Raw genomic sequence first — 21231 nt, forward strand, 5'->3', positions numbered from 1 at the left:
GGACTCTTTCAAATTGAAAGAGTCCTTTTTTTATTTACTAGATGAAGTTTGTTTCAATACAAATTGCTCGATTGCGTGAGCAACACCATGTTCATTGTTTGTTAGTGTTACAACATCACATAGCTTTTTTACATCTTCTTCAGCGTTGCCCATTGCAACAGATAAGCCCGCTACTTCTAACATCGGTACATCATTAAAATTATCACCAATAGCAATTGTATCTTCAATAGGGATATTAAAATGAGCTGCCATCTGCTGTATCCCGTTTCCTTTATGTCCATTCTTATCCATAATTTCTAAGTTAGTAGGAGCCGATGCTGTAACCATAATATCAGCATCCTCTTGTAATATACTTAATAGCTGTGCGCGATGCGCTGCATTAAACGTTAAAATGAAGAATTTAGATATTTCTAGTTCTTGGTTATTTACAACATCTTCTATTTTTTTGAAATCAGTAATTAGGTTCGATTTCTTTTGCTTTTCTGTAATTCGTTCAAGTTCCTCTAATGTAACATCAAGCGCATGCTTATTTTCTTCGAATGCTTGCATCACTTGATCTTGCCATGTATATGGAGAATAAACTCCTTTATTTGTATATAGCTTATATGGGAAACCTTCAGATTCTAGTAATTTTGCAAGTTTGTACACTTTGTCGTTTTGTATACAACGCGAGTTAATTACTTTTCCATCCACATAAACAATAGCCCCATTGCTTGCTCCGACTGGAAGAAATAATTTATATTCTTCCAATAGCTTTAAAGCATCCTCTTTCGCACGACCAGAACAGATCATTACAATATGACCGGCTTCTTGTGCAGTTTGGATTGCTTGTAGGTTTTCTTTGGAGATTTCAAGATTAGATGATAGTAGTGTACCATCCATATCTAATGCGATTAATTTCAAAATGACCACCTCTTTGTTTTTATTATACATAGTTATATAGAGGAAACATATAAACTTATCTTGGAAAGACGGTATTTTATCTCATATTAAAAGTAAGTAAAGATTAGATAGGTTTAGTGGCACTAAATAAACAATTTGTAACAAAAATAGAGAGGAATATGACTACATTTCACTTTATGACTGTAATGTTACACGAATGTTACAAACGTGAACTTAGTGAAAAATGCATTAAATAAAGGTTTTTGAGGGTTATTATAAAAAAAACGTAAAAAAAGTGTAATAAATTTTACGTAATTATATTGCAACGTAATAATAGTTATGTTACATTAATGTTACAAACGTTACGTTATCAAATTTAATGTAACGTTAGCATAAAAACTATGAAATAAACATTTCTTAGAAATTACATATAGATAACTTATAAAAAGGGAGGATAAATGATATGAAAGAGCAAGTATTACAAGTAACAAAAGGTGACTTCGTAGGATCAGCAAGTGGAGCAGTAGTATTAACAGCATTAATCGTATTTTTATCAAGCGTATTAGTATAATAGAAGTTTTGTAATAAAAGAAAAAGAGAGGAGAATGAAAGATATGAAAGAGCAAGTATTACAAGTAACAAAAGGTGACTTCGTAGGATCAGCAAGTGGAGCAGTAGTATTAACAGCGTTAATCGTATTTCTATCAAGCGTATTAGTATAATAGAAGCTTTGTAACAAAAGAAAAAGAGAGGAGAATGAAAGATATGAAAGAGCAAGTATTACAAGTAACAAAAGGTGACTTCGTAGGATCAGCAAGTGGAGCGGTAGTATTAACAGCATTAATCGTATTTTTATCAAGTGTATTAGTATAATAGAAGTTTTAAATTAAACAAAAAAGGAAGGAGAATGAGGGATATGAACAGTGAACAAGTGTTTCAAGTAACAAAAACAGATTTATTAGGATCCTTAGGTGGAGCGGTAATATTAACATCATTTATTCTATTCCTTGCAAATGTATTAGTATGAGATATATAAATACAATCATTCAAAAAAAATAAAGACTCTAACGTATTAGTAAGTAGTTAATATGTTGGAGTCTTTTTTATATTCTTCTTATATACCCTCAAGTATTAAAGTTACCTCATTATCCAGCATTCATGGCTAATTAAACGCTGCGGTTGAAACTTGATTCAACGAATAATCAAAAATCCACTGAATAAAATCCCGCTTTATTTCAAAGAGAAAAAAGTCGAATTTTATATGTAAGAAAAAAAGAGGAATTTGACAGAAAAGATAGAAAATTTTAAAGGTCAGAATTTGTTAGCTTGCTAACTAATTTCTATTAATTAACGTTGGAAGCGTTTTCGGTTGGTTTTAAGTATGGACCATTTAATCTATTTACAGGGGGATGAAGATATTATGAAACAAAAATCTATGGATACGCTAGCTGCACAAATGGAGGACTTTTTTCCAGTACGTGATGTAGATCATTTGGAATTTTACGTAGGGAATGCAAAGCAATCGAGTTATTATCTTGCGAGAGCGTTCGGATTCAAAATTGTAGCTTACTCTGGATTAGAAACTGGAAACCGTGAAAAGGTATCTTATGTTCTTGTGCAAAAAAATATGCGTTTCGTTGTGTCTGGGGCTTTAAGTAGTGAAAATCGTATTGCAGAGTTTGTAAAGACTCATGGTGATGGCGTGAAGGATGTGGCACTACTTGTTGATGATGTTGATAAAGCATACTCAGAAGCAGTGAAACGTGGTGCCGTCGCAATTGCTCCACCGCAGGAATTAACAGATGAGGACGGTACATTGAAAAAAGCAGTTATTGGTACGTATGGTGATACAATTCATACGCTTGTAGAGCGTAAAAATTATAAAGGGGCATTTATGCCAGGATTCCAAAAGGTAGAATTTAACATTCCGTTTGAGGAGTCTGGTTTAATTGCTGTTGATCATGTAGTTGGTAATGTTGAAAAAATGGAAGAGTGGGTTAGTTATTACGAGAATGTTATGGGCTTTAAACAAATGATTCATTTTGATGATGACGATATTAGTACAGAGTATTCGGCGTTAATGTCAAAAGTTATGACGAATGGAAGTCGTATTAAGTTTCCTATTAACGAACCAGCAGACGGAAAGAGAAAGTCACAAATTCAAGAGTATCTAGAATTCTATAATGGAGCTGGTGTACAACATCTTGCTTTATTAACAAGTGATATTGTTAAAACAGTTGAAGCGCTTCGTGCAAATGGGGTGGAGTTTTTAGATACACCTGATACTTATTACGATGAGCTAACTGCACGAGTTGGAAAAATCGATGAAGAAATTGATAAGTTAAAAGAATTAAAGATCTTAGTAGATCGTGATGATGAAGGTTACTTACTACAAATCTTTACGAAACCAATTGTAGATCGTCCGACTTTATTTATTGAAATCATTCAACGTAAAGGTTCTCGTGGATTTGGTGAAGGAAACTTTAAAGCGTTATTCGAATCAATTGAAAGAGAACAAGAGCGTCGCGGAAACTTATAAGATTTGTATCCACCAGCAAAAGTCCCTTTGCTGGTGGAAATTTCATTTTTATAAGGAGGAATCAGGATGAAATTTGTTACATTTTGTCTTCCTTCAAAAGAACTACGGGCTGGATGGCTTGAAGGTGACAAAGTAATAGATATGAATCTTGCTAGTGAAGGGAAAATCCCTTCTTCTATGATGGATTTTTTAGAGAAAGCGGATGAGTATGTAGAAGTAGTGCGGAATATTAAGAATCCAAATAAGGGTATATATGCTTTAGAAGAAGTACAATTGACAGCTGCTCTTCCTAATCCGAGTAGTATTCGAGATTTTTACGCATTTGAACAACATGTAAAAACAGCTCGTGGACGAAGAGGATTAGATGTTGTGCCTGAATGGTATGATATTCCGGTTTTTTATTTTACTAATCATCGTGTTGTAATTGGTTCCGGTGATTTTGTAATTGGTCCGAAAAAGTCTAAAAAGCTTGATTATGAGTTGGAGATTGCTTGCGTAATAGGAAGAGAAGGGCGAAATATTTCTCGAGAGCAAGCAGAGGAATATATTTTTGGTTATTGTATTATGAACGACTGGAGTGCGAGAGACTTACAAGCAACAGAAATGAAAGTAGGTCTCGGTCCAGCGAAAGGAAAAGACTTTGCAACTTCATTAGGAGCACATCTCGTTACGAAAGAGGAATTAGACGTTTATCGTAATGGTGATCGATATAATTTAGAAATGACTGCTCATGTAAATGGAAAACTATTATCAAAAGGAAACTTCCAAGATATTTACTATACATTTGCTGAAATGATTGAACGTGCTTCAGAGGACGTTACGTTATATCCAGGAGATGTGATTGGTTCTGGGACAGTAGGAACAGGATGTATTTTAGAACTGGGTACAGAAGAGTGGCTACAAGATGGAGATGTTGTAGAACTGTCGATTACTGGTTTAGGTACACTACGTAATACGATCAAAAAAGAAAAGGAAGCGGGTGATGGGCATGTTTTATCGTCACATGGGAGAACTACCTCATAAACGACATGTACAATTTCGTAAAAAAGATGGGTCGCTTTATCGTGAACAGGTAATGGGAACAAAAGGTTTTTCTGGTACGCAGTCTATTTTGTATCATCATTATATGCCAACAGAAGTAGGTCATTCTGCATTATCGCATTCTTGTCAGTTGCAGTATGAAGAGGATGTTGCTCTTTCTCATCGCCACTTTCGAACGAAAGAAAGTAAAAAAAGTGGTGATGCAATAAGTGGACGGAATTTCATACTTGGAAATGAAGATTTGTTAATTGGAGTAGTGAGTCCAACAGAAAAAATGGATTATTTCTATCGTAATGGTGATGGCGATGAAATGTTATTTGTTCATTATGGAACAGGGAAAATTGAAACGATGTTTGGAACGATTCACTATAGAAAAGGCGACTATGTAACGATTCCAATTGGAACGATTTATCGTGTTATTCCAGATGAAGGAGAGACTAAGTTTCTTGTTGTAGAGGCAAATAGCCAAATTACAACGCCGCGTCGTTATCGAAATGAATACGGACAATTGTTAGAGCATAGTCCGTTTTGTGAAAGAGATATTCGTGGTCCAGAAAAATTAGAGACATATGATGAAAAAGGCGAGTTTGTCGTAATGACAAAATCAAGAGGCTATATGCATAAACATGTTTTAGGACACCACCCGTTAGATGTTGTTGGATGGGATGGCTATTTATATCCGTGGATATTTAATGTAGAGGATTTTGAACCAATTACAGGGCGCATTCATCAGCCACCGCCAGTACATCAAACATTTGAAGGACATAATTTTGTTATTTGCTCTTTCGTACCACGTTTATACGATTATCATCCAGAGTCAATTCCAGCACCATATTATCATAGTAATGTTAATAGTGATGAAGTTCTTTACTATGTAGAAGGAAACTTTATGAGTCGCAAAGGTGTGGAAGAAGGTTCTATTACACTTCATCCGAGCGGGATTCCCCATGGACCGCATCCGGGGAAAACAGAGGCAAGTATAGGGAAGAAAGAGACGCTTGAATTAGCTGTTATGATAGACACATTCCGTCCGCTTCGTATTGTAAAACAAGCACATAAAACAGAAGATGAAAAGTATATGTATAGCTGGATTGAACAAGGTTCATATACTGTGAAATAAGTAAAAAAGGCATGCTCTCAATAAGGGGGCATGCCTTTTTTACGGAATCGACATGTATAATAATACCAAAAAAATAATGGAAAGATATATAGAAAGAATAATAAGGATCGTGCATATTCAGAAGAATTTCTACTTGTTTCGACAAAAGTATTGACTAGGAAAAGCGTAATGAGTAAAATAAAAAAGCGAATTAAAAATTTTCAGAAAATTTAAAACTTGGAGGAGTGAAAGATGAAGCAAATTTTTCAAAAGAAGCCAATTGCAAAGTTAATGCATGAAAGTAAGCAAAAAACGTTAGCAAGAACATTGGGTGCGCTAGATTTAACTATGCTTGGAATCGGAGCAATTGTTGGAACTGGTATTTTTGTTCTAACGGGTGTTGTGGCAGCGAAACATTCTGGGCCAGCTATTATATTATCATTTGCGATTGCCGCGTTAGCTTGTGCCTTTGCTGCATTTTGTTATGCTGAATTTGCTTCTTCAGTTCCTGTCTCGGGCAGTGTGTATACGTATACATACGCGACGATGGGGGAAGTGTTCGCATTTTTAATTGGCTGGGACTTAATGCTTGAATATTTACTTGCTACATCTGCTGTAGCAAACGGTTGGTCTGCATATTTTCAATCTTTATTAAAGGGGTTTGGAATTCACATTCCGACTATTCTCTCCTCGGCTCCTGGTACAGGAAAGGGTGGAATAATTGATCTACCTGCAGTTCTAATTATTTTAGTGATGACAGTTCTTTTATCTAGGGGTGTTCGTGAAAGTGCACGAGTAAATAACATTATGGTATTTATTAAAATAGCAGTTGTTCTTATTTTTATCTTTGCTGGTTTTAATTATGTGAAACCTGAAAACTGGACGCCCTTTATGCCATTTGGTTTAGATGGTGTAATGGCTGGAGCGGCTACAGTATTCTTCGCATTTATAGGATTTGATGCAGTTTCAACAGCGGCAGAAGAAGTGAAACGTCCGCAACGTGATTTACCAATTGGTATTATTGCATCGTTATTAATTTGTACAGTTCTTTATATCGTTGTTTCGCTTATTTTGACAGGGATTGTTCCATACGGCCAGCTAAATATATCAGATCCAGTTGCTTTTGCACTTCAATTTATTGGACAAGATGGTTTAGCGGGGGTAATTTCAGTAGGAGCAATTACAGGAATTACAACAGTAATGCTAGTTATGATGTATGGGCAAGTTCGTGTTTCTTATGCGATGAGCCGAGATGGTTTACTGCCGAAGCGTCTTGCTAAAGTTCATCCGAAATTTAAAACGCCATTTTTAAATACATGGACAACGGGGATTATTGCGGCACTGATTTCAGGATTAATAGATTTAAATGTTTTAGCACATCTTGTAAATATGGGGACATTGTCAGCATTTGCACTTGTAGCTGTTGCGGTAATCGTAATGAGAAGAACTCATCCAGACTTACCAAGGGCATTTAAGGCTCCGCTTGTACCATTTTTACCAGCATTAACAGTGATTTTCTGTTTATACTTAATGCTTCAATTATCAGGGACAGCGTGGATTAGTTTTGGGATATGGATGGTTATTGGTATAGCGGTTTACTTCTTATATAGCCGAAAACATAGTGCTTTAAATAATAGTAAAAAAGAAGAAGATGTTGCAAATTTATAAGCGAAAAAATCCATTCTAATTCTGTTAGAATGGATTTTTTTATTTGAAAATTTACATTTTTCTGAACTTGTTATAAGATAATTGTTGGCTAACTAAAGGGGTGGAATGATGAAAAATACGTGGCGTGAGTTAAGGGAGATGGACCGTAACGTATGGATTCGATTTATTGGAGAGACGTTAAATGGAATTGCAATGATGATGTTAATGCCTTTTTTTGCATTATATTTAAAAGATAAGGTAGATTCGTTGTTGGAAGTTGGGGTTATTATGGCGCTTTCTCCAATTGCTGCAAGCTTTGGATCACTTATAGGAGGGAGAATTGCTGACATATATGGAAGAAAGCCTATTATGATATTTTCTATGGCAAGTAATGCATTATTAATGCTCGGTTTTCTATTTATAGAAGGATTTATTCCGTATGCAATTTTATCTATTTTTTTAGGGTTGAGTAATTCTTTATTTCATCCAGCTGCATCAGCTATGGTCGCGGATGTAACGGCACCAGAAAAAAGAACAGAGGCATATGGTTTATTACGAATGGGACACAATATAGGTGCTGCGATTGGTCCGATAATGGGAGCATCAGTAGTTGTGTTGTCAAAGAACCTTGTGTTTATTATTGCCTCTTCTACAATGCTATTTTATGCGTTACTTGTATTACTTCTTATTCAAGAGACTATACCAAAGAGGATAGATAAGGAAGAACATAAAGAAAAGGAATCTGGGGCAGTTTGGAAAATTTTAATGCGAGATAAGGCATTAATGATTTACTTATTAGCAGGTATTATCATTTCGATGGGGTTTTCTCAAACGGAAGGCATGCTGCCACTACATTTTGATAATGAAATGAAGCGTATTTTTGGAACGAATAATCCATATCCATATTTAATGGCGTTAAACGGACTATTAGTTGTTTTATTCCAGTTTCAAATTTCAAAATGGGCTACGGATAAACCAGTTGGGAAGACGATGTTATATGGTGCATGTTTATTCGGGATTGGATTATTTTTTATAGGGTGGTTACCGAAGTGGTTTGGAGAATTTAATACAAATGCTACAATTATTTTAATAACACTACTGTTCGTTTATGCTATATATACGTTAGGTGAAATGATTATGTCGCCTGTACAGATGACATTTGTAGCAAATTTGGCCCCTGAGCATTTGAGAGGGACTTATATGGGAGCTGCAAGTTTGCAGTGGATTACAGGAAGCGCATTTGGCCCACTTTTGGGAGGTTTTTTATTAGATCGGTTACTTGGTCACTTTCTATTTACAATTTTAGCTGTAGGATGTGTAGTTGCAGGTATTGTATATGTTTCTTTAGATCGCCTTGTTGAGCAAAGGCAAAAAGACACACTAACCAAACAATCTTCTTAGTGAATAGGTGACATACACAAAAAAGGGGATTTCTACATATTTTAGGTACATAACTAGATTAGATTGCCATTTTATTTTGTGTAGCTATATAGAAAATGAAATGAAAAACCAATAAGTGATGTTATTTAATTATTTATGGAAGTTACATTTTATTTCAAATAGGAACTACCTATTTTTATAAAAAGTGCTAAAATAGAAAAATGAAAACAATTGGTTAGGGTGATTTCATTGACGAAAATTAAATTAGGTTTATTATATGGTGGAAAATCAGCTGAGCATCAAGTTTCGCTACAGACGGCTCTTGCTGCTATTAAAGCGTTAAATCAAGATAAATTCGAGATTCATCCAATTTATATTACAGAACAAGGTCAATGGGTACGCGGTGAGCGTATTGAAGGCGAAGTAACAGATGTTGAAGCTTTAAAAATGAGCGGTGCAGAAAATGCGATTTCTCCGTTATCATTAAGTACAGAAATTATCCCATCTGCAGCTTCTGAGGAGAACGCTATTGACGTTATTTTCCCATTACTACATGGACCAAACGGTGAAGATGGAACGGTTCAAGGACTATTAGAATTAATGAATATCCCTTATGTAGGAAATGGTGTTCTAGCATCATCTGCTGGTATGGATAAAGTTGTTATGAAAAACATCTTTGCAGAGGCTGGTTTAAAACAAGCAAAATATGCATCCTTCATTCGTAGTGCATGGGAGAAAAATCGTGAGGAAGCTTATTCTAAAGTAGAAGATAAGTTAGGATATCCTTGCTTCGTAAAACCAGCGAACCTTGGTTCAAGTGTTGGTATTAATAAGTGTAAAAATCGTGAAGAACTTGAGGATGCATTTGTAGAGGCATTCCAATTTGATCGCAAAATTATTGTAGAAGAAAATATTGTAGGTCGTGAAGTAGAAGTTGGGGTACTAGGTAATGATGAGCCGAAATGTTCAGTTGTAGGTGAAATCGTTCCGAAAAAGGACTTCTATGATTATAAGTCGAAATATATCGATGGTGATACGGCGCTAATTATTCCAGCTGAAATGACAGAAGAAGAATCTAATGTAATTAAGCGTGATGCGATTATTGCATTCCAATCATTAGACGGTGCAGGTTTAACGCGAGCTGATTTCTTCTTAACGAAAGATGGAGAAGTGTATATTAACGAAGTAAACACAATGCCAGGATTTACACCGTTCAGTATGTTCCCTCTATTATGGCAACATACTGGGTTACCGTATCCAGAATTAATTGAAGAGCTAATTCGTTTAGCGATTGAACGTCACGAAGAAAAACAAAAAATTAAATATACAATCTAACAAAAAAGGAGGAAGCACTATTCGTAGGAATAGTGCTTCCTCTATGTAAGGAGCGTTTCTATATGATAAAGCGAATGTTAAAGCAAGTGGAACAGATGGTAAATGGTACTGGATTAGCAGAGCAATATGAGGGAATTACTATTCAAGGCGTGTCTATTGATACAAGAAAAATTGAAAAAGGAAACTTGTATGTTCCGATTCAAGGGGAGCGCTTCGATGGACATGCTTTTGTAGATAAAGCTGTTGAAAATGGAGCTGTGGCTACATTATGGATGAAAGATGTAGCGAATCCACCTGAGAATCTTAAGGTTATTTTTGTGGAAGACACGCTATCCGCATTGCAAATGTTAGCGAAAAACTATCGCGATCAATTGGATGTTAAAGTTGTAGGTGTAACGGGTAGTAATGGTAAAACATCTACGAAAGATATTGTAACAAGTCTTCTTGCGACTAAATTCAAAGTGCAAAAAACAGAAGGGAACTTCAATAACCATATTGGATTACCTCTTACCATTTTAAACTTAGAAGAAAATACAGAAGTAGCAGTATTAGAGATGGGTATGTCAAGCCGAGGCGAAATTGAATTCTTATCTAAGTTAGCTCGTCCTAATGCAGCTATCATTACGAATATTGGTGAGGCACATTTAATGGATTTAGGGTCTCGTGAGGCAATTGCTGAAGCGAAATTAGAAATTGTTACAGGGTTACAAGAAGGTGGCGTGTTCGTATATAACGGAGATGAGCCTTTATTAACGAATCGTGTTCCTGAAATGAATTTAGCAGCAGAAACGGTTACGTTTGGTGATGCAAGAGCAAACGATTATTATCCAACGACTGTAACATTACAAGCAACTGGGACACATTTCAAAATGAATAGAGATGAAAATATTTCATTCTACTTACCTGTGTTAGGAAAACATAATGTGTATAATACACTTGCTTCAATGGCAATTGCGAAACATTTTGGTGTAACGTGGGAAGAGATGAAAGAAGGTTTAGTAACACTTCAAATGACGGGCATGCGTATGGAAATTGTGAAAACAAATAGTGGTTTAACAATTATCAACGATGCTTATAATGCAAGTCCGACGGCTATGGAAGCAGCATTCCATTTAATGAATGGTTTAGATGGTTTTGCTAAAAAAATCGTTGTGCTCGGTGATATGTTAGAACTTGGAGATCAAGAAGTACAGTTCCATTATGAGGTAGGAAAATTAATCGATCCAGCAAAAATCTCGCATGTATTCACATACGGTAGATTAGGGGCTCAAATTGCTGAAGGAGCGAAAATTAATTTCCCTAATGAACGTGTAAAGGCGTATGATAATAAAGAAGAGTTAGTAAAAGATTTACAAGCAGTAGTCGATGTGAAAGATGTTGTATTAATAAAAGCATCTCGCGGTATGAAATTAGAAGAAGTAATTACGATGTTGAAATAATTGGTGTATATAAATAGGGATGATAGTTACGAAAATAGAAGAAACTTATAATAAGCGCTTACAGTAAATATAAAAAAATAAAAGTGAAGAAAAAAACTCTGAATATGAAAATAAGGTAACAGTTGGGTTTGCTTTTTACACATACAAAACTTATAATTGATAAAGTGTAATAACGTTTAGAAGTATTTTCGTGAAGAATATACGCCCGTTTATATACGTGAGCATTCAGGAAAAGGGCTTTTCCGCAAATTCGGAAAACGCCTTTTTTTAAATGATAAGTATAGGATAGAAAAGGAGAAGTAACATTGACAACATTTCGAGAATTAGGATTAAGTGATTCTTTACTGCAATCTGTTGAAAGTATGGGCTTTGAAGAGGCTACACCAATTCAAGCTGAAACAATTCCACATGCATTGCAAGGTAAAGATATTATTGGGCAAGCGCAAACAGGTACAGGGAAAACAGCAGCATTCGGATTACCACTATTAGATAAAGTGGATACACATAAAGAATCGGTTCAAGGTATTGTTATCGCGCCAACGCGTGAATTAGCAATTCAAGTTGGAGAAGAATTATACAAAATTGGTAAGCATAAACGTGTTCGCATTTTACCAATTTATGGTGGTCAAGATATTAACCGCCAAATTCGTGCTCTAAAAAAACACCCACACATTATTGTTGGTACGCCGGGTCGTATTTTAGATCATATTAACCGTAAAACACTTCGTCTGCAAAACGTAGAGACAGTTGTTCTTGACGAAGCGGATGAAATGTTAAACATGGGCTTCATTGAAGACATTGAAGCAATTTTAACAGATGTGCCAGAAACACATCAAACATTACTATTCTCAGCGACAATGCCGGATCCAATCCGCCGTATTGCTGAGCGTTTCATGACTGAGCCTCAACACATTAAAGTAAAAGCAAAAGAAGTAACAATGCCAAACATTCAGCAGTTCTATTTAGAAGTGCAAGAAAAGAAAAAGTTTGACGTGTTAACACGCTTATTAGATATTCAATCTCCAGAGCTTGCAATCGTATTCGGTCGTACAAAGCGTCGTGTTGATGAATTATCAGAAGCATTAAACTTACGTGGTTATGCTGCAGAAGGTATTCACGGTGATTTAACTCAGGCGAAACGTATGTCTGTATTACGTAAATTTAAAGAAGGTTCTATTGAAGTTCTTGTTGCAACAGACGTTGCTGCACGTGGTCTTGATATTTCAGGCGTAACGCACGTATATAACTTCGATATTCCACAAGATCCAGAATCATACGTTCACCGTATCGGTCGTACTGGTCGTGCAGGTAAAAAAGGTATTGCAATGCTATTTGTAACACCACGTGAATCGGGACAATTAAAAAATATCGAGCGTACGACAAAACGTAAAATGGACCGTATGGATGCACCGACACTTGACGAGGCATTAGAAGGTCAACAACGTTTAATCGCTGAAAAGCTTCAAAGCACAATTGAAAATGAAAACTTAGCATACTACAAGCGTATTGCAGAAGAAATGTTAGAAGAAAATGACTCTGTAACAGTAGTAGCTGCTGCTTTAAAAATGATGACTAAAGAGCCGGATACAACTCCGATCGCTTTAACATCAGAACCACCTGTTGTTTCAAGAGGCGGCGGTTCTAAAAAACGCGGCGGTAACGGAGGCGGATACCGTGATGGTAACCGTAATCGTAGTCGTGATGCACGCGGCGGTGGCGATGGACGTAATCGTGACCGTAACCGTGATGGACGTAATCGTGACGGAAACCGTGATCGCAATCGTGATGGTGGTAGTCGTGGTCGTAGAGGTGAAGGCCAAGGTCGCCCTGGTTCTTCAAATGGACGCGGCGAAAGAAAACATCATAGCCGTCCACAAGCTTAATAAAAAAAAGAGAATGCCCTTTGCGGGCATTCTCTTTTTTTATTTCTATAATTGTGCATACTACATAATAGTTATGATAGAAAAGGGGCTGTTATATGCTTGTAAGGCTTGGTTACGTTGCGATGAGTGTACATTTGAAGAATGCATCTCCATCTCAAACGATGACGTATGCACAGTTTCAGAAATTAGATGATCGTGCTGCTGCAATTCGTAAACTTGAAAGAATTGCTAATTCCAATTTAGAAAATTGTTTACGTTTATTAAAGCATAATAAAGGGCATGACATATCTTTCTTTCGGCTCAGTTCAAAGCTCATTCCTTTAGCGAATCATGAGGAATTGCTAGAGTGGAACTATATTCGTCCTTTAAAAGAAAATTTAAAAAAACTAGGTGAATATGCAGTTCATATGAATATGAGAATTGATTTCCATCCAGATCATTTTGTTGTACTAAATTCACCTGAGGAGAGTGTTTTTAAACAATCTGTAAAAACATTGCAGATGCACAAAAAATTATTAAAAGGCATGGGGATTGAACATAAGCAACGATGTGTACTGCATGTCGGAGGAGGATATAAAGATAAAGAACTTGCATTAGAGCGCTTTATAGAGAATTGGTCTAATGTCCCAAGGGGTATTCAAGAAATGATTATATTAGAAAATGATGATACAACCTTTACGTTAGAGGAAACATTATATTTAGGAGAAAAATTAGATATTCCCGTCGTATTTGACTTGCATCACCATATGATGAATAATGAGCAAGAAGATTGGTATGAAGATTGGGCACGTGTCGTTCATACGTGGGAAACGTCTTTGTTGCCGGTTAAAATGCATATCTCTAGCCCTAGAGAGGGAAAAGATCCAAGAGCTCATGCAGATTATATTAATGTAGAGGCATTTTTATCTTTTTTAAGAAGGATAAAGGGAAGTGTTCCGCAAATTGATTGTATGATTGAGGCGAAGATGAAGGATGAGTCTTTATTTCAATTAATGAGAGATTTAAGTGAACAAGTAGATGTAGAAATTATCGATGGTGCAAGCTTTTATATTAAATAAGCTTTGCACCATCGTTTTTTTTGGTTAAAAAAGGGGTTAAAATGCCACCGGTTATTAAACCTGTTAAATGACTGATCGGATTGGCAGAAGGGTTAAAGAAAGTAAATAGTAGTAATAGAAGAATCATAATTGAGAAAATGGCAATTTCTTTTGGTTTTGAAGAGCGGTATCGATTGTACAATAAAAATAACTGTGCACCTAATAGTCCGAAAATACCACCTGATGCACCTGCGTGAATATATTCAAGCGGCATAATAATATAAGAAGAAATATTTCCAGAAATTCCAGAGAGAAAAAATAGAATAAAAAAAGAAAAGTGTCCGAGTTGCTTTTCGATAGAAGAACCAAGAGCGAACAAAAAAATACTATTAGAAAGAAAATGTTGTAAGTCTACGTGTACGAGAAGAGAAGTTATGACACGCCACCATTCTCCTTTAGCGATATATTCATTAGAGGCTGCCAGTGGTAAGAGAAAAAAGTCGCCTAATATCATCATGACTAAATGAATAAGAAGTAAGGTAAGAATAGTCGGTTGTAAAGAAATATGAGTGGATCTTATTAGCATACGGTTACTTTCACCCCTTTTGCATCAGAAAGATTCTCTGTTATTCTTATCAATATGAAAGAAGAAAGTTAAATAGAAGAAGGGGATTTCGAAATGATTATAGGGATTGGTATCGATATTATTGAATTAAATCGTATTGAAAAAATGCTAGATGGAAAGCTTAAATTTATGGAACGTATTTTAACGGAAAATGAACGTAATGTTGCTATGGAGCTGAAAGGAAGTCGTCTTACAGAGTTTGTAGCTGGAAGGTTTGCAGCGAAAGAGGCGTATTCAAAAGCTGTAGGTACTGGTATCGGAAAAGAAGTGAGTTTTTTAGATATTGAAGTGAAAAATGATGAAAGAGGTAAGCCAATTCTGATTACAAGTACAGAGTATATTGTTCATTTATCAATTAGTCATAGTAAGGAATTTGCTGTTGCTCAAGTTGTTTTAGAAAGCTCGTCACGCTAGTCTGCATATTTTATATCTTTGTCTCATATATTTGAGGTAGCGATAAGGAAGGTACATCTTCCATTCATTTATAGGGGCAAAGGGGCTGAATTGATGAAAAGGCGTCTGTTTTTAGTTCTTGTCGGTTTGTTGACCGTTTTTGTGTTGGCGGGTTGTATGGAAAAGAAGCAAGATGATGTCGTGAGAGATTTAGAATCAAAAGTAAAAGGGATGAAAAGTTATCAAGCTGAGGCAAAATTATCTATTAAAACAGGCAATGAGCCTCAAGAATATAACGTAGAGATTTGGCATAAGGAACCGTCTTTTTATCGTGTGAATTTAAAAAATGCAAAAAAAGATCAGAGCCAAATTATTTTGAGAAATGAAGAAGGTGTATTTGTATTAACGCCAGCACTTAATAAGAGCTTCCGTTTTCAAAGTGATTGGCCGCAAAATAGTAGCCAGGCTTATTTATATGAATCACTTGTAAGAGATATTTTGCAGGACAAGAAAAACCTTACTTTTGAGAAAACAGATAAGTATTATATTTTTAAAACAAAAACAAACTATCAACATCAAAATATGTTGCCGAGACAAGAGATTACATTGAATAAGAGCGACTTGACTCCAGTTTCAGTGAAGTTAATGGATAATGATCAAAATGTTCTTGTGAAAGTGGATTTCTCTAAAGTGAAATTCGATGCGAAATTTGATAAAGGTGCATTTGATACGAAACAAAATATGTCTAGAGCACAGGTAGATGTTCAAACAACAGCGAAAGAAGACAAACCGTTTGCTATTTTGTATCCACTTGATACACCACAAGGTATGACTCTGAAAGATGAAAAAGAGTTGAAGACAGACAGTGGCAAGCGTGCGATACTCACATACACTGGAAATAAGAAATCCTTTACTTTAATACAAGAAAAGGCAAAAGTTGCAGAGGCATCATCAGCGGTAAGTGTAAGTGGAGAACCAGTTGATCTTGGGTTTACGATTGGTGCATTGACGAAAGACTCTGTAACGTGGTCGCATAACGGAGTAGAATATATGCTCGTGTCTAAAGGTTTAGAGCCGAAGGAGCTGTTAATGGTTGCTCGTTCAGTTACAGCGAAGCAGGTGAAGTAAACTTCTTAGACGTGGTGATATATGTGCACCACGTCTTTTCTTAGTTTGAAGGTGGATTTCATAAAAGAAGCATATAAAAGAATAAGCTTCGCATATCGTGTATAAGGAAGTGTATTTATGGAAGAAGCACCATTTTACCGTGACACTTGGGTGGAAGTGGATTTAGATGCCATTTATAACAACGTTACACATATTAAAGAGTTCATCCCAAGTAATGTAGAGATTTTTGCTGTAGTTAAAGCAAACGCATATGGGCACGATTATGTACCGGTGGCTAAAACGGCATTAGAAGCAGGTGCAACAAGGTTAGCTGTTGCTTTTTTAGATGAAGCTTTAGTGCTTCGGAGGGCTGGTATTACTGAACCGATTTTAGTGTTAGGTCCCTCGCCGCCGCGTGATGTAAATGTAGCTGCTGAAAATGATGTAGCGCTAACTGTTTTTCAAAAAGAATGGGTGGAAGAAGCAATTAAACTTTGGGATGGTTCATCTGTAATGAAATTCCATATTAACTTTGATAGTGGTATGGGGAGAATTGGAATACGTGAAAGAAAAGAGCTAAAAGAATTTTTAAAGAGTTTAGAGGGTGCACCGTTTTTAGAGTTAGAAGGAGTATACACGCATTTTGCAACGGCAGATGAGGTTGAGACTTCGTATTTTGATAAGCAATATAACACGTTCTTGGAGCAGTTAAGTTGGTTGAAAGAATTCGGAGTGGATCCTAAGTTTGTTCATACAGCTAATAGTGCTGCGACGTTACGTTTTCAAGGGATTACATTTAATGCAGTGCGAATTGGGATTGCAATGTATGGATTATCTCCTTCTGTAGAAATACGTCCTTTTTTACCATTTGAATTAGAACCGGCGCTATCACTTCATACGAAAGTTGCTCATATTAAACAGGTAATTAAAGGTGATGGAATTAGTTATAACGTCACCTATCGAACGAAAACTGAAGAATGGATTGCGACTGTAGCGATTGGCTATGCAGATGGGTGGCTTAGAAGGTTACAAGGATTTGAAGTGCTTATAAATGGTAAAAGGGTACCGATTGTAGGGCGAGTAACAATGGATCAGTTCATGATTCATCTTCCTTGTGAAGTGCCACTTGGTACGAAAGTTACGCTTATTGGAAGGCAAGGAGATGAGTATATTAGCGCTACAGAGGTTGCGGAATACTCAGGGACTATTAATTATGAAATTATTGCAACGATCAGTTTCCGTGTGCCAAGAATATTTATACGGAATGGTAAGGTTGTAGAGATAATTAATTACTTGAACAATATATAGAAGGTAGTATGATTGCTTCTTGTCATTGGAGTGACTGTTCATTGCTGGATAATAAGCTCTTTTTGATGAGAAGCTTTTTACTTATAATCATTTTTTATATAAGTTGCACGTAAGTTTTGAAGAGGAGTTCTATTGTTTTTAGTTAGTTATGAGATAAAAAATTTAAGAAGATGAATGTTTTGTTTGTGAATTGGAAAACATAAGCAAGGAATAAGGAAGTCTTTGCAACAGGCTCCATACAATGGTATTATTACAATAGGTGTCATATATATATTTGGGTGTGTAGTTGACGGTGGAGGTGTATTTTTGTGTCCGAATCAAGTGTAACTACTGAAATCGTGGTTCGGTTGCCAAAGCAAATGGTAACGGAATTGGACGGAATTGGAAAACAAGAGAATAAGAATCGCCATGAACTAATTTGCCAGGCAACACAATTGTTATTGCGTCAACATAAGACGAAGAAACGCTACCAACATGAATCAATGCGACGTGGGTACATTGAAATGGGAAAAATTAATCTTGGTATTGCATCTGAAGCTTTCTTAGCAGAGTATGAAGCAGCTCATACAGTAGAACGCTTAGTTAGCGGGGGGTAATATTTTGATTGTAAAACGCGGCGACGTGTATTTTGCAGACCTTTCCCCAGTTGTTGGTTCTGAGCAAGGAGGCGTTCGTCCGGTTCTTGTCATTCAAAATGACATCGGAAATCGTTTTAGTCCAACGGTGATTGTAGCGGCTATTACTGCACAGATTCAAAAAGCGAAATTACCCACTCATGTGGAAATTGATGCGAAAAAGTATGGTTTTGAGAGAGATTCTGTTATTTTACTTGAGCAGATTCGAACAATCGATAAGCAACGCTTAACGGACAAAATCACTCATTTGGATGAAGTGATGATGAGTCGTGTAGATGAAGCGTTACAAATTAGTTTAGGACTAATAGATTTTTAAATCGGCAGTTTAAGTTGCTCTCTTTGAAGGGCAACTTTTTTTATTATAGAGGAGGTTACGGTTGTATATGGAAATGGTAGATAATCGACAAGCGTTAATGAAAATGTTAGTGAAAGAATTAGGCTTTACCGAAAAGCAAGTTCGTCATGTTATTCAATTAACAGAAGAAGGTAACACAGTTCCATTTATTGCTCGTTACCGAAAAGAATGGACAGGCTCTTTAGATGAGGTGCAAATTCGTACGATTTTAGAGAGATGGCAATATATGATGCAACTTGAAGATAGGAAGGAAGAAGTTCTTCGTCTTATTGATGAGAAGGGGAAACTGACAGAAGAGCTACGACAGCAAATTGTTAAAGCTACAAAGTTGCAAGAAGTAGAAGATCTATATCGTCCATATAAAGAGAAAAGAAGAACGAAAGCGACAATTGCTAAAGAAAAAGGATTAGAACCATTAGCTGAATGGTTATTGTTATATAAGAAAGAAGATCCGGCTAAAAAGGCAGTGGAATTTATTAATGTAGAGAAAGAAGTGCAATCTGCAGAAGAAGCTTTACAAGGTGCACAAGACATTATTGCAGAAATGGTTTCAGATGAAGCTGCGTATCGTAGTTGGATTCGAAATGTTACTTTTAGAAAAGGTGTTATGTCTTCGTCCGTGAAAGATGAAAAAAAAGATGAAAAGAATATATATGAAATGTATTACAGTTATGAAGAACCATTGCAAAAAGTAGTGCCACATCGTGTATTAGCAATGAATCGTGGCGAGAAAGAAGATATATTGAGAGTTGCTGTTGTTCCGCCAGTAGATGAGATAGTAACTTTTTTAAATAAGAAAGTAATTCGTGATAACGATTCGAAAAGTGCACATTATGTACAATTAGCGATTGAAGATGGTTATAAACGATTAATTCAATCTTCAATCGAAAGAGAAATTCGTAAAGAATTAACAGAAACAGCTGAAGAACAAGCGATACATATTTTCTCTGAGAACTTACGTAACTTATTATTACAACCTCCGATGAAAGGGAAAGTCGTGCTAGCGGTAGATCCGGCATATAGAACTGGTTGTAAATTGTCTGTAGTAGATGATACGGGGAAAGTACTACATATCGATGTTATTTATCCGCATCCACCTGTTCGTAAATATGATGATGCAAAAACGAAAGTTCTTTCTATTATAGATAAATATCAAGTTGAAATGATTGCAATTGGTAATGGGACAGCATCTAGAGAAACAGAAGAGTTTATAGTAGATGTATTACAAAGTGTGAACCGAGATGTCTTTTATATTATTGTAAATGAAGCGGGTGCTAGTGTATATTCAGCTTCTGATTTAGCTCGTGAGGAATTCCCGAATTTACAAGTTGAAGAGAGAAGTGCCGTTTCTATTGGAAGACGTCTGCAAGATCCACTTGCTGAACTTGTGAAAATTGATCCTAAATCAGTTGGGGTTGGACAATACCAACATGATGTATCTCAAAAGAGACTGAATGAGTCATTAACATTTGTAGTAGAAACAGCTGTTAACCAAGTTGGGGTTAATGTAAATACGGCTTCGGTTGCATTGTTACAATATGTTTCAGGTTTATCGAAAACTGTTGCGAAAAATATTGTGGCAAAGAGAGAAGAAGATGGGAAATTCACGAAGCGCACGGAATTAAAGAAAATCCCGCGTTTAGGTGCAAAGACGTATGAACAATGTATAGGTTTCTTACGTATACTAGAAGGAGCGAATCCATTAGATCGAACAGGTATTCATCCAGAGCAATATAAAAATGTTGAATTGTTATTGAAGAGTCTAGGGTTATCGATAGATGACGTAGGACAACCGCAATTACAAAAGAGATTGGAAGAAGTAGAGATTTCTAAGTTATCTCAAGAAACAGGAGTTGGGGAGCCGACGTTAGTTGATATTATAGATGCGCTTATTAGTCCAGAAAGAGATATGAGGGATGAGTTGCCTAAACCACTTCTGAAAAAAGGGATTTTGAAATTAGAAGATTTAAAACGTGGTATGGAACTAGAAGGAACAGTTCGTAACGTTGTTGATTTTGGTGCTTTTGTTGATGTTGGCGTAAAGCAAGATGGTTTAGTACATATTTCTAAACTTAGCAAACAGTTTGTAAAGCATCCGTTAGATGTTGTATCAGTAGGGCAAATTGTAAAAGTATGGGTAGATGATATTGATACAAAAAAAGGACGCGTTGCACTATCTATGTTGCCGATTGAATAGTAAGAGAAGAGAGCAGACGAAACTGCTCTTTTTTTATGGAATAAAAAGTGTAATGGATTATGAGCTTTGATGTATTTTGCTATAATAAAACCAGCATTCATTTAATAATTTAATTTGATACCGGTTTTTTTCGAAATATGCACGTTGCATTTGTTTTTTTAGCCACGTAGGCATAGGAATCCCTCCTTGTTTAATCCTGCTCTCAAAAATCTAAAATGCTATTGATGAGAGGTTGGTGAGTGGATTTCTATTCATGTTTTGTTTTTAGAAACCACGTTTCTTACATGAGGATGGGTATATGTACTATTTAATATATGTATAAGAAGGGA

22 protein-coding genes are annotated in these 21231 nt (G+C 36.0%); 19 read left to right on the top strand and 3 right to left on the bottom strand.

Going from position 1 to position 21231, the window contains the following annotated elements; all coding sequences use genetic code 11:
• Window positions 1–30 precede the first annotated feature (30 nt).
• Window positions 31–903 carry a Cof-type HAD-IIB family hydrolase gene (locus N2V80_RS01260; protein WP_061654872.1) on the bottom strand — a complete coding sequence of 291 codons (873 nt, stop codon included), beginning with the start codon at window positions 901–903 and terminating at the stop codon, window positions 31–33.
• A 442-nt stretch (window positions 904–1345) separates the two neighbouring features.
• On the opposite strand from N2V80_RS01260, the gene N2V80_RS01265 reads away from it, so the two are divergent.
• From N2V80_RS01265 to uvsE, 13 genes are all read left to right on the top strand, one after another.
• Window positions 1346–1453, top strand: coding sequence for a DUF3948 family protein (locus N2V80_RS01265; protein ID WP_000664237.1), 108 nt, complete (start codon window positions 1346–1348; stop codon window positions 1451–1453).
• 34 nt (window positions 1454–1487) lie between these two features.
• Window positions 1488–1604, top strand: a complete 117-nt coding sequence (locus N2V80_RS01270; protein ID WP_000654250.1) for a DUF3948 family protein — start codon at window positions 1488–1490, stop codon at window positions 1602–1604.
• A gap of 34 nt (window positions 1605–1638) precedes the next feature.
• Complete coding sequence (locus N2V80_RS01275; RefSeq protein ID WP_000654250.1) at window positions 1639–1755, top strand: DUF3948 family protein; 117 nt, start codon at window positions 1639–1641, stop codon at window positions 1753–1755.
• Window positions 1756–1798: 43 nt separating this feature from the next.
• A complete protein-coding gene (locus tag N2V80_RS01280) occupies window positions 1799–1909 on the top strand; it encodes a DUF3948 family protein (protein ID WP_001083690.1) in 111 nt (36 codons plus the stop codon).
• A 393-nt stretch (window positions 1910–2302) separates the two neighbouring features.
• Window positions 2303–3421 (top strand): 4-hydroxyphenylpyruvate dioxygenase, encoded by a 1119-nt coding sequence (gene hppD / locus N2V80_RS01285; protein ID WP_000810922.1) that lies wholly within the window; start codon window positions 2303–2305, stop codon window positions 3419–3421.
• A gap of 66 nt (window positions 3422–3487) precedes the next feature.
• Window positions 3488–4444 (top strand): fumarylacetoacetate hydrolase family protein, encoded by a 957-nt coding sequence (locus N2V80_RS01290; protein ID WP_061655758.1) that lies wholly within the window; start codon window positions 3488–3490, stop codon window positions 4442–4444.
• Entirely contained in the window at window positions 4410–5582 is a 1173-nt protein-coding gene (locus tag N2V80_RS01295; RefSeq protein WP_061655759.1) for a homogentisate 1,2-dioxygenase, read from the top strand. Before N2V80_RS01290 ends, N2V80_RS01295 begins: the two co-directional genes overlap by 35 nt.
• 231 nt (window positions 5583–5813) lie before the next feature.
• Window positions 5814–7229 (top strand): amino acid permease, encoded by a 1416-nt coding sequence (locus N2V80_RS01300; RefSeq protein WP_000809349.1) that lies wholly within the window; start codon window positions 5814–5816, stop codon window positions 7227–7229.
• Window positions 7230–7337: 108 nt separating this feature from the next.
• Window positions 7338–8609, top strand: coding sequence for an MDR family MFS transporter (locus N2V80_RS01305; protein ID WP_061655757.1), 1272 nt, complete (start codon window positions 7338–7340; stop codon window positions 8607–8609).
• 228 nt (window positions 8610–8837) lie between these two features.
• Window positions 8838–9923 (top strand): D-alanine--D-alanine ligase, encoded by a 1086-nt coding sequence (locus tag N2V80_RS01310; RefSeq protein ID WP_000161427.1) that lies wholly within the window; start codon window positions 8838–8840, stop codon window positions 9921–9923.
• A 62-nt stretch (window positions 9924–9985) separates the two neighbouring features.
• Window positions 9986–11362, top strand: coding sequence for a UDP-N-acetylmuramoyl-tripeptide--D-alanyl-D-alanine ligase (murF, locus tag N2V80_RS01315; RefSeq protein ID WP_061655756.1), 1377 nt, complete (start codon window positions 9986–9988; stop codon window positions 11360–11362).
• 305 nt (window positions 11363–11667) lie between these two features.
• Window positions 11668–13245, top strand: coding sequence for a DEAD/DEAH box helicase (locus tag N2V80_RS01320; protein WP_000206584.1), 1578 nt, complete (start codon window positions 11668–11670; stop codon window positions 13243–13245).
• Window positions 13246–13340: 95 nt separating this feature from the next.
• Window positions 13341–14303 (top strand): UV DNA damage repair endonuclease UvsE, encoded by a 963-nt coding sequence (uvsE, locus tag N2V80_RS01325; RefSeq protein ID WP_000961161.1) that lies wholly within the window; start codon window positions 13341–13343, stop codon window positions 14301–14303.
• Here uvsE and N2V80_RS01330 read toward each other — a convergent pair.
• Complete coding sequence (locus tag N2V80_RS01330) at window positions 14296–14868, bottom strand: rhomboid family intramembrane serine protease (RefSeq protein WP_000908523.1); 573 nt, start codon at window positions 14866–14868, stop codon at window positions 14296–14298. The genes uvsE and N2V80_RS01330 overlap by 8 nt on opposite strands.
• Before the next feature lie 93 nt (window positions 14869–14961).
• On the opposite strand from N2V80_RS01330, the gene acpS reads away from it, so the two are divergent.
• From acpS to N2V80_RS01360, 6 genes are all read left to right on the top strand, one after another.
• Window positions 14962–15321: a holo-ACP synthase gene (gene acpS, locus N2V80_RS01335; protein ID WP_000583417.1), complete on the top strand. Its 360-nt coding sequence runs from the start codon at window positions 14962–14964 to the stop codon at window positions 15319–15321.
• A 156-nt stretch (window positions 15322–15477) separates the two neighbouring features.
• On the top strand, window positions 15478–16428 hold the full coding sequence (locus N2V80_RS01340) for a LolA family protein (RefSeq protein ID WP_002060618.1): 951 nt from the start codon (window positions 15478–15480) through the stop codon (window positions 16426–16428).
• A gap of 117 nt (window positions 16429–16545) precedes the next feature.
• A complete protein-coding gene (gene alr / locus N2V80_RS01345) occupies window positions 16546–17715 on the top strand; it encodes an alanine racemase (RefSeq protein ID WP_000390617.1) in 1170 nt (389 codons plus the stop codon).
• Window positions 17716–18023: 308 nt separating this feature from the next.
• Window positions 18024–18311 carry an antitoxin EndoAI gene (locus N2V80_RS01350; protein ID WP_000004570.1) on the top strand — a complete coding sequence of 96 codons (288 nt, stop codon included), beginning with the start codon at window positions 18024–18026 and terminating at the stop codon, window positions 18309–18311.
• 4 nt (window positions 18312–18315) lie between these two features.
• Window positions 18316–18666, top strand: a complete 351-nt coding sequence (gene ndoA / locus N2V80_RS01355) for a type II toxin-antitoxin system endoribonuclease NdoA (protein ID WP_000635965.1) — start codon at window positions 18316–18318, stop codon at window positions 18664–18666.
• A gap of 67 nt (window positions 18667–18733) precedes the next feature.
• A complete protein-coding gene (locus N2V80_RS01360; RefSeq protein ID WP_061655755.1) occupies window positions 18734–20902 on the top strand; it encodes a Tex family protein in 2169 nt (722 codons plus the stop codon).
• 57 nt (window positions 20903–20959) lie between these two features.
• On the opposite strand, the gene cmpA is transcribed toward N2V80_RS01360, so the two are convergent.
• A complete protein-coding gene (gene cmpA, locus N2V80_RS01365; RefSeq protein ID WP_001143642.1) occupies window positions 20960–21076 on the bottom strand; it encodes a cortex morphogenetic protein CmpA in 117 nt (38 codons plus the stop codon).
• Window positions 21077–21231: the final 155 nt, after the last annotated feature.

The organism is Bacillus sp. FSL W8-0640, assembly GCF_038007725.1.
GTDB classification, from domain to species: domain Bacteria; phylum Bacillota; class Bacilli; order Bacillales; family Bacillaceae_G; genus Bacillus_A; species Bacillus_A cereus.

Bases quoted from the DNA above. Each gene is read 5' to 3' on its own strand.
- N2V80_RS01265 (WP_000664237.1), top strand. From the start codon at position 1,346: ATGAAAGAGCAAGTATTACAAGTAACAAAAGGTGACTTCGTAGGATCA.
- N2V80_RS01270 (WP_000654250.1), top strand. From the start codon at position 1,488: ATGAAAGATATGAAAGAGCAAGTATTACAAGTAACAAAAGGTGACTTC.
- N2V80_RS01275 (WP_000654250.1), top strand. From the start codon at position 1,639: ATGAAAGATATGAAAGAGCAAGTATTACAAGTAACAAAAGGTGACTTC.
- N2V80_RS01280 (WP_001083690.1), top strand. From the start codon at position 1,799: ATGAACAGTGAACAAGTGTTTCAAGTAACAAAAACAGATTTATTAGGA.
- hppD (WP_000810922.1), top strand. From the start codon at position 2,303: ATGAAACAAAAATCTATGGATACGCTAGCTGCACAAATGGAGGACTTT.
- N2V80_RS01290 (WP_061655758.1), top strand. From the start codon at position 3,488: ATGAAATTTGTTACATTTTGTCTTCCTTCAAAAGAACTACGGGCTGGA.
- N2V80_RS01295 (WP_061655759.1), top strand. From the start codon at position 4,410: ATGTTTTATCGTCACATGGGAGAACTACCTCATAAACGACATGTACAA.
- N2V80_RS01300 (WP_000809349.1), top strand. From the start codon at position 5,814: ATGAAGCAAATTTTTCAAAAGAAGCCAATTGCAAAGTTAATGCATGAA.
- N2V80_RS01305 (WP_061655757.1), top strand. From the start codon at position 7,338: ATGAAAAATACGTGGCGTGAGTTAAGGGAGATGGACCGTAACGTATGG.
- murF (WP_061655756.1), top strand. From the start codon at position 9,986: ATGATAAAGCGAATGTTAAAGCAAGTGGAACAGATGGTAAATGGTACT.
- uvsE (WP_000961161.1), top strand. From the start codon at position 13,341: ATGCTTGTAAGGCTTGGTTACGTTGCGATGAGTGTACATTTGAAGAAT.
- N2V80_RS01330 (WP_000908523.1), bottom strand. From the start codon at position 14,868: ATGCTAATAAGATCCACTCATATTTCTTTACAACCGACTATTCTTACC.
- acpS (WP_000583417.1), top strand. From the start codon at position 14,962: ATGATTATAGGGATTGGTATCGATATTATTGAATTAAATCGTATTGAA.
- N2V80_RS01340 (WP_002060618.1), top strand. From the start codon at position 15,478: ATGGAAAAGAAGCAAGATGATGTCGTGAGAGATTTAGAATCAAAAGTA.
- alr (WP_000390617.1), top strand. From the start codon at position 16,546: ATGGAAGAAGCACCATTTTACCGTGACACTTGGGTGGAAGTGGATTTA.
- N2V80_RS01360 (WP_061655755.1), top strand. From the start codon at position 18,734: ATGGAAATGGTAGATAATCGACAAGCGTTAATGAAAATGTTAGTGAAA.
- cmpA (WP_001143642.1), bottom strand. From the start codon at position 21,076: ATGCCTACGTGGCTAAAAAAACAAATGCAACGTGCATATTTCGAAAAA.